Source organism: Nocardioides lianchengensis (genome assembly GCF_900101465.1).
Taxonomy (GTDB): domain Bacteria; phylum Actinomycetota; class Actinomycetes; order Propionibacteriales; family Nocardioidaceae; genus Nocardioides; species Nocardioides lianchengensis.
Genome location: NZ_FMZM01000008.1, coordinates 277,296 through 284,256, shown reverse-complemented (window position 1 = coordinate 284,256; position 6,961 = coordinate 277,296). Strand labels below are relative to the sequence as shown.

The following is a 6,961-nucleotide window of genomic DNA, read 5'->3' as shown; positions in this document are numbered from 1 at the left end:
CGGGCCGGTGAGGCCGGCAAGGGCTTCGCGGTCGTGGCCAACGAGGTCAAGGAGCTGGCCCAGGAGACCGCTCGGGCGACCGAGGACATCTCGCGTCGGGTGGAGGCGATCCAGGCCGACACCTCCGGTGCCGTGGTGGCGATCGGTGAGATCGCCGAGATCATCACCAGCATCAACGACTACCAGAACACCATCGCCGCGGCGGTGGAGGAGCAGACCGCGACCACCAACGAGATGTCCCGCAACGTCGCCGAGGCCTCCACCGGCTCCGGTGAGATCGCGACCAACATCTCGGGTGTCGCGGCTGCGGCGGAGAGCACGACGCAGGCGGTCAACCAGACGCTGACCGCGATCGCCGAGCTGGCCACCATGGCCGCCGACCTCAACACCGAGGTGAGCAAGTTCACCGTGCGCTGACCGCGCGCGAACCCGGGCGCCGTCGTACGCGGCGGCGCCCGGGAGAATCCTTCCCATGACCACCGACGCGAGCGACCTGCGCCTCGTCGTGGTCGACATGGACGGCACCCTGCTCGACGAGCGCGGCGAGGTGCCCGACGCCCTCTGGCCGCTGCTCGACCGGCTGCGCGAGCGCGAGATCGTCTTCGCCCCGGCCAGCGGCCGCCAGTACGCCACCCTCGTGCGCACCTTCGAGCGCGCCGGGCGCGACCTGACCTACATCGCCGAGAACGGCTCCTACGTCGTCCGCGACGGTGCCGAGGTCGACTCCGTGGTCCTCGAGCGCGACTTCGTCCTGGACGCGATCGCCCTGCTGCGCGAGCTGGCCCGCGACGGCCACGACCTGGGCGTCGTGCTCTGCGGCAAGCGGTCGGCGTACGTCGAGCGCTCGGACGAGCCCTTCCTCGCCCACGTCCGGCCCTACTACGCCGCGCTGGAGTCCGTCGACGACGTGCTCGCGGTCGACGACGACGTCGTCAAGATCGCCGTGTTCGCCTTCGCCGGCGCCGAGCGGGTCGCCGCCGCGCTGGCCCGCTTCCGCACGGACCACCAGGTCGTCGTCTCCGGCGAGCACTGGACCGACCTGATGGCGGCGCACGCCAACAAGGGCGTCGCGGTCGAGCGGCTCCAGCGGGAGCTCGGTGTGACCCGGGCCCAGACGGCCGCCTTCGGCGACTACCTCAACGACCTCGAGATGCTCGACGCGGCCGACCTCTCCTTCGCGATGGCCAACGCGCACCCGGACGTGCTGGCCCGCGCGCGCTACGTCGCGCCGTCGCACCGCGAGCAGGGCGTCATCACCACCCTGACGGCCCTGCTGGACGACACGCTTGCCTTCAGGTCGACCTGAAGCGGCAGGCTTGCTCCCATGACTGAGGAGCAGATGTTCACGCAGGAGTTCTGGGACGAGCGGTACGCCGGGTCCGACCGGATCTGGTCCGGCAACCCCAACCGCCGCCTGGTCGAGCACGTCGACGGGCTGAGGCCCGGCACCGCCCTGGACGTCGGCTGCGGTGAGGGCGCCGACGCCGTCTGGCTGGCCCGCCACGGCTGGCAGGTCGTCGGGGTCGACGTCTCCCAGGTCGCCCTCGACCGGGCCGCCGAGCACGCGGAGCAGAACGGCGTGGGTCGCCAGTGCCGCTGGCAGCAGGTCGACCTGATGGCCGGCGGCCCCCTGCCGGAGGCGGACCTGGTCTCGGTGCACTTCCTGCACCTGCCCGACCCCCAGTTCGAGCGGGCGTACGCCGCCGCCGCGGCCGCCGTACGGCCCGGCGGGACGTTGCTCGTCGGGGCCCACCATCCCGCCGACATCGGGACCGGGCTGCGCAACGACCGGCTGGCGCACCTGCTCTTCGCGCCCGAGAAGGTCACGGCTCTCCTCGATCCCGCCGACTGGGACGTGCAGGTCGCCGACGCCCCGACCCGCGAGGAGACCCGCGACGGCGCGACCGCCACGGTCACCGACACCGTCGTCCGGGCGGTACGACGGGCGTAGCCGCGCCGGGGGTCCGCCGTTGGGCCCTCGTGACGAGAACACGTTCCAGCCTGCTCGCCCTCCTCGCCCTGGCCGTGCTGGTCGCCGGCGTCCTCCTCGGGCCGCCGGCGTCCGCCGCCGAGGAGCGGTCACCCCAGCTGCGCCGCGAGGGCCGCTGGCTGGTCGACCCGCAGGGCCGGGTGGTGATCGTGCACGGGCTGAACCTGGTCTGGAAGCACGCGCCGTACGCCGCGCCCGCGACGCGCGAGGGGTTCACCCGCCGCGACGCCCGCTGGCTGGCCCGGCACGGCTTCAACGCCGCGCGGGTCGGGACGCTGTGGGCGGGTCTGACCCCGGACGCCCCCGGGCGCGCGGACCCGGCGTACCTCCGCCGGACCCAGCGGGTCCTCGACCTGCTCGCGAAGCGCCGGATCTGGATCCAGCTCGACCTGCACCAGGACCAGTGGCACGAGACCTACGGCGGGGAGGGCGCCCCCGACTGGGCGATGATCCGACCCCAGCCGTTCGCCGCGCTGCCGCCGGTCACCGCCCCGTTCCCGACCGGCTACTGGACGCCCGAGGTCTCCACCGTCTTCGACCGGTTCTGGGCCGACGAGGACGGCCTGCTCGACGGCTGGGCCGCGGCCTGGCGGGTGGCCGCGCGGCAGTGGCGCCGGCAGCCCTACCTGATGGGCTACGACCTGCTCAACGAGCCGTGGATGGGCCTGGAGTGGCCGACCTGCCTGGTCGGCGGCTGCCCCTCGTCGTACGAGCGGGAGCTGCAGCCGGCGATGGAGCGCGGGCTGGCGGCGATCCGGCGCGTGGCCGGCGCAACATCGTCTGGTGGGAGCCCCAGCAGTTCGCCGGCGGCCAGCCGCTGGACACCTTCTACGCCCGGCCCGCCCGCCGCGAGCGCAACCTCGGCTTCTCGTGGCACAGCTACTGCCCCGACGTCTTCCTGGAGAGCCAGGGCATCCCCGGCGGCGACGTCGAGAACTGCGCGGAGTTCGCCGCCGGTCGCCAGGAGCACGCGCTCGACCAGTCCCGCCGGATGGGCGCGGTGCCGATGATGAGCGAGTGGGGCGCCACCGACAACGTGCGCGCGATCGAGCTCGACGCGGCCGCCGCCGATGACGCGCTGATGGGCTGGACGCACTGGGCCTACAAGCAGTGGCGCGACCCCACGACCGCCGACGACGCCCAGGGGCTGTTCCGCGACGACCGCGACCTGCGCAGCGTGAAGCGGGACAAGGTGCGGCAGCTGGTGCGCACCTACGCCCAGCGCACGGCCGGCACCCCGCTGGCGATGCGGTTCGACAGCCGCACCGGCGCCTTCCGGTTCCGCTACCGCCCGGACCGCCGGATCACCGCCCCGACCCAGGTGTTCGTGAGCCCCCTGCACTACCCGCACGGGTACGACGTCCGCGTGTCCGGCGGCCGGGTCGTGAAGCGCGACGGCCGGCTGCTGTCGATCCGCGCGACCGGCCGGAAGGTGGTGCGGATCCGGATCGTCGACAGATCCGAAAACAGGGAACGCACAGCCGGGGGAATGCGTTGAACCCGATGAGGTCACTAGGCTGATCTTGTTCGGCGACCCGTCAGAGCGACGGGCCCCAGGCCTCCAAGGAGGAGACCATGCAGTCCAACAACCCGGTGTTCCGCCGGTCGGAGGAGTTCAACCGCTCCGGCGCGAACGCCTACGGCAACCAGTACGCCGGTGGGGCCAGCTACCAGGGCTACGGCTCCGACCCGTCCACGTGGGGGACCGGCGAGCCCGGCTCCGGCGTGGAGACCCCCGCGCGCTCCGGCGCGACGATGACGATCGACTCGGTCGTCCAGAAGACCGCCGTGACACTCGGTGTCGTCCTCGTCGCGGCCTTCGCGACCTGGGTCCTCACCCCGCCGCTCGACTCGCAGGAGAACCTCGGCACGCTCTACGGCGCGTTGGTCGTCGGCAGCCTCGGCGCTCTCGTCCTGTCGCTCGTCAACTCGTTCAAGCGCAAGGTCAGCCCCGCGCTGGTCCTCGCGTTCGCGGCCCTCGAGGGTGTCGCGATGGGCGCGTTCAGCAAGGTCATCGACAACGCCATCGCCCCCGGCAACCACATCGTGGTCCAGGCGGTCATCGGCACCTTCGCGGCCTTCGCGGGCACGCTCGCGGCCTACAAGTTCTTCAACATCAAGGTCGGCGACAAGTTCCGCACGTTCGTCGTCGCGGCGATGTTCGGCATGGTCGCGCTCGGCCTGATGGAGCTCGTGCTCAGCATCTTCAACGCCCAGCTGGGCCTCTACGGCTTCGGCGGCCTCGGCCTGCTGATGGCCATCGGTGGTCTGGTGCTCGGCATCTTCATGCTGATCCTCGACTTCGACTTCGTCGAGCAGGGCGTCGCCAACCGGCTGCCCGAGGTCGAGTCGTGGCGGGCGGCCTTCGGTCTGACCGTGACGCTCGTCTGGATCTACACCAACCTGCTCCGGATCCTCGCGATCCTCCAGCAGGACTGACGCAGCACCGCTTCACGAGGGGCCCCGGGCGATCCGCCCGGGGCCCTTCTGCGTCCCTACCCCTCGGCCGGCTCCTCGTCGGTCTCCTCCGGCGCCTCGCCCTCCGACGGGGGCTGCCGGCGCCGGTGGCGCAGCTCGACCCAGAGACCGCGGACGCCGAGCCGGTTGCCACCGACCTCGGTGCCGTCGAGCTCGGTGCCGGGGGTGTTGACGGCGCGGACGGCGGCGGCGCTGATCGGCATGATCGCCTCGCCGCGCAGGCTCTCCAGGTGCTCCTCGTCGTCCGGGATGACGCCGAGGGCGGCGAGCGCGGACGGCAGCAGGATCCCCGCCGCGGCCTGGTAGCCCTGCGCGGACGGGTGGAACTGGTCGGCCCCGAACATGATCGCGGGGGCGGCCGCGAACTCCGGGCCGAGGATCGAGCCGAGGGAGACGGTTCTCCCGCCCTCCTCGATCACGCCGATGGTCTGGCCGGCGGCGAGCCGGCGCGACCAGGCGCGGGCGACCTGCTTCAGCGGCGGTGCGATCGGCTTGATGGTGCCGAGGTCGGGACAGGTGCCGACGACGACCTCGACGCCGGTCGCGCGCAGGCGACGGACCGCCTCCTGCAGGTAGCGCACCGACGCCGAGGGGGAGACGGTGTGGGTCACGTCGTTGCCGCCGATGAGGACGACCGCGAGGTCCGGCTCGAGGGGGAGTGCGCGGTCGACCTGGTCGGCCAGGTCGGAGGACTTGGCGCCGACGACCGCGAAGTCGCGCAGGTAGACCCGGCGGTCGGCGTGCTCGGCGATGCCGCTGGCCAGTCGGGCGCCGGGGGTGTCCTCGACCCGGGCCACGCCGTACCCGGCGGCGCTGGAGTCGCCCAGCACCACGAGCTTGATGGCGGGGCCCGGCCGGCCGCGGCCGTACCAGCCGGTCGGGTCGGGCACCGAGCTCTTGTCGATGGTGCCGATCGTCTTGCGGGCCAGCTTCGCCTCGGCCGTCAGGACGCCGTACAGGGCTCCTCCGAGCACGGAGAGGCCGCCTCCGCCGTACGCCGCAGCGGAGGCGAGCTTGCGTGCTGCACCCGCTTTGCCCACCCGGGGAGTCTAGTGAGCCCTCCCCACAGGCCTAAGGTGAGGTCGTGCAGTACGCGAACTCCCTCCTGGACCTGATCGGCAACACCCCCCTGCTGCGGCTCTCGACGTCGCTCGACGACCTGGCGGGGGTGGAGGGGCCGCTCGTGCTGGCCAAGATCGAGTACCTCAACCCCGGCGGGTCCGTGAAGGACCGGATCGCCACCCGGATGATCGACGCGGCCGAGGCCTCCGGGGCCCTCCAGCCGGGCGGCACCATCGTCGAGCCGACCTCCGGCAACACCGGCGTCGGGCTCGCCATGGTCGCCCAGGCGCGCGGCTACAAGACGATCTTCGTGTGCCCCGACAAGGTCAGCGAGGACAAGCGCAACGTCCTCAAGGCGTACGGCGCCGAGGTCGTCGTCTGCCCGACCGCCGTCGAGCCCGAGCACCCGGACTCCTACTACAACGTCAGCGACCGGCTGGCCGCGCAGCCGGGCGCCTGGAAGCCCGACCAGTACTCCAACCCGAACAACCCGCGCTCGCACTACGAGACCACCGGCCCGGAGATCTGGGCGCAGACCGAGGGCCGGATCACCCACTTCGTCACCGGCATGGGCACCGGCGGCACGATCAGCGGCGTCGGGCGCTACCTGAAGGAGCAGAACCCCGAGATCCAGGTCGTCGGCGCCGACCCGTCCGGCTCGGTCTACTCCGGCGGCACCGGCCGGCCCTACCTGGTCGAGGGCGTGGGCGAGGACTTCTGGCCCGAGACCTACGACCGCGGCGTGGCCGACCGGGTCATCGAGATCTCCGACGCCGACTCGTTCGCCTTCACCCGCCGGCTGGCCCGCGAGGAGGCGCTGCTCGTCGGCGGCTCGTCCGGCATGGCGGCGTACGCCGCGAAGCAGCTGGCCACCGAGCTCGCCGCCGAGGGCCGCACGGACGCCGTGATCGTCGTCCTCCTCCCGGACTCGGGGCGCGGCTACCTCGGCAAGATCTTCAACGACTCGTGGCTGGCCCAGTACGGCTTCCCCAGCGGCCACGCGCCGGCCACCCGCACGGTCGGCCAGGTGCTGCGCGGCAAGGACGGCCGGCTCCCCGACCTCGTGCACACCCACCCGGGCGAGACCATCGCCGAGGCCGTCGCCATCCTCCAGGAGTACGCCGTCTCGCAGATGCCCGTCGTCCGCGCCGAGCCGCCCGTGGTGGCCGCCGAGGTCGTCGGATCGGTCTCCGACCGAGCCCTCCTCGACGCGCTCTACGCCGGGCACGCCAAGCTGACCGACCGGGTCTCCGACCACATGTCGCCGCCGCTCCCGACGATCGGCTCGGGCGAGGACGCCTCCGCCGCGGTCAGCCTCCTCGAGACCGCCGACGCCGTGCTGGTGCACGAGGGCGGCGCCCCCGTCGGCGTGCTCACCCGCCAAGACCTGCTGGGGTTCCTCGCCGGCGCCTGACGCCCGGAGGCGAGATG

The 6,961-nt window shown here is 72.7% G+C and carries 8 protein-coding genes; 7 read left to right on the top strand and 1 reads right to left on the bottom strand.

The window, feature by feature from the left end; translation table 11 throughout:
• The 6 genes from BLT76_RS16340 to BLT76_RS16315 form a co-directional block, all read left to right on the top strand.
• A partial coding sequence (locus BLT76_RS16340; protein WP_244509437.1) for a methyl-accepting chemotaxis protein occupies window positions 1–417 on the top strand: 417 nt, incomplete at its 5' end.
• A 55-nt stretch (window positions 418–472) separates the two neighbouring features.
• Complete coding sequence (locus BLT76_RS16335; protein WP_090858384.1) at window positions 473–1,306, top strand: Cof-type HAD-IIB family hydrolase; 834 nt, start codon at window positions 473–475, stop codon at window positions 1,304–1,306.
• Window positions 1,307–1,324: 18 nt separating this feature from the next.
• Entirely contained in the window at window positions 1,325–1,951 is a 627-nt protein-coding gene (locus BLT76_RS16330) for a class I SAM-dependent methyltransferase (RefSeq protein WP_170867096.1), read from the top strand.
• A gap of 29 nt (window positions 1,952–1,980) precedes the next feature.
• Complete coding sequence (locus BLT76_RS16325) at window positions 1,981–3,000, top strand: cellulase family glycosylhydrolase (RefSeq protein ID WP_090858377.1); 1,020 nt, start codon at window positions 1,981–1,983, stop codon at window positions 2,998–3,000.
• Complete coding sequence (locus BLT76_RS25765) at window positions 2,997–3,488, top strand: hypothetical protein (RefSeq protein ID WP_244509439.1); 492 nt, start codon at window positions 2,997–2,999, stop codon at window positions 3,486–3,488. Before BLT76_RS16325 ends, BLT76_RS25765 begins: the two co-directional genes overlap by 4 nt.
• A 77-nt stretch (window positions 3,489–3,565) precedes the next feature.
• On the top strand, window positions 3,566–4,429 hold the full coding sequence (locus BLT76_RS16315; RefSeq protein WP_090858371.1) for a Bax inhibitor-1/YccA family protein: 864 nt from the start codon (window positions 3,566–3,568) through the stop codon (window positions 4,427–4,429).
• A gap of 56 nt (window positions 4,430–4,485) precedes the next feature.
• On the opposite strand, the gene BLT76_RS16310 is transcribed toward BLT76_RS16315, so the two are convergent.
• Window positions 4,486–5,508: an SGNH/GDSL hydrolase family protein gene (locus BLT76_RS16310; RefSeq protein WP_090858368.1), complete on the bottom strand. Its 1,023-nt coding sequence runs from the start codon at window positions 5,506–5,508 to the stop codon at window positions 4,486–4,488.
• A 44-nt stretch (window positions 5,509–5,552) separates the two neighbouring features.
• On the opposite strand from BLT76_RS16310, the gene BLT76_RS16305 reads away from it, so the two are divergent.
• A complete protein-coding gene (locus tag BLT76_RS16305) occupies window positions 5,553–6,944 on the top strand; it encodes a cystathionine beta-synthase (protein WP_090858365.1) in 1,392 nt (463 codons plus the stop codon).
• The last annotated feature ends 17 nt before the right edge of the window (window positions 6,945–6,961 follow it).

Bases quoted from the DNA above. Each gene is read 5' to 3' on its own strand.
- BLT76_RS16335 (WP_090858384.1), top strand. From the start codon at position 473: ATGACCACCGACGCGAGCGACCTGCGCCTCGTCGTGGTCGACATGGAC.
- BLT76_RS16330 (WP_170867096.1), top strand. From the start codon at position 1,325: ATGACTGAGGAGCAGATGTTCACGCAGGAGTTCTGGGACGAGCGGTAC.
- BLT76_RS25765 (WP_244509439.1), top strand. From the start codon at position 2,997: ATGATGAGCGAGTGGGGCGCCACCGACAACGTGCGCGCGATCGAGCTC.
- BLT76_RS16315 (WP_090858371.1), top strand. From the start codon at position 3,566: ATGCAGTCCAACAACCCGGTGTTCCGCCGGTCGGAGGAGTTCAACCGC.